We start from the raw sequence: 338 nt of genomic DNA, 5'->3' as shown, positions 1-338 counted from the left end.
CCGGGCACAGTCGCCGCACCAGCCGCTGCGCGAGCACGCCGAGCAGCGACGAGGCGAGCAGATACGGCTCGACGCCCATGTCGGTCAGACGCGTGACGGCCGATGCCGCGTCGTTCGTGTGCAGCGTCGCGAGCACCAGGTGGCCGGTCAGCGACGCCTGCACCGCGATCTGCGCGGTTTCGAGGTCGCGGATTTCACCGATCATGATGATGTCCGGGTCCTGACGCAGAATCGAGCGCAATGCGCGCGCGAAGCTCATGCCGATCCGCTCGTTGACCTGGGTCTGGCCGATGCCGGACAGGTCGTATTCGATCGGGTCTTCCACCGTCATGATGTTG

1 protein-coding gene is annotated in these 338 nt (G+C 66.3%); it reads right to left on the bottom strand.

The window, feature by feature from the left end:
* On the bottom strand, positions 1-338 hold a 338-nt coding region (locus AB3X86_RS38415; protein WP_368599916.1), incomplete at both ends, for a GspE/PulE family protein.

This window comes from Paraburkholderia sp. BR14374 (assembly GCF_040948685.1).
GTDB lineage: Bacteria > Pseudomonadota > Gammaproteobacteria > Burkholderiales > Burkholderiaceae > Paraburkholderia > Paraburkholderia youngii.
Note: the sequence above shows the minus strand (reverse complement) of the source record. Positions and strands in the feature narration are given on the sequence as shown.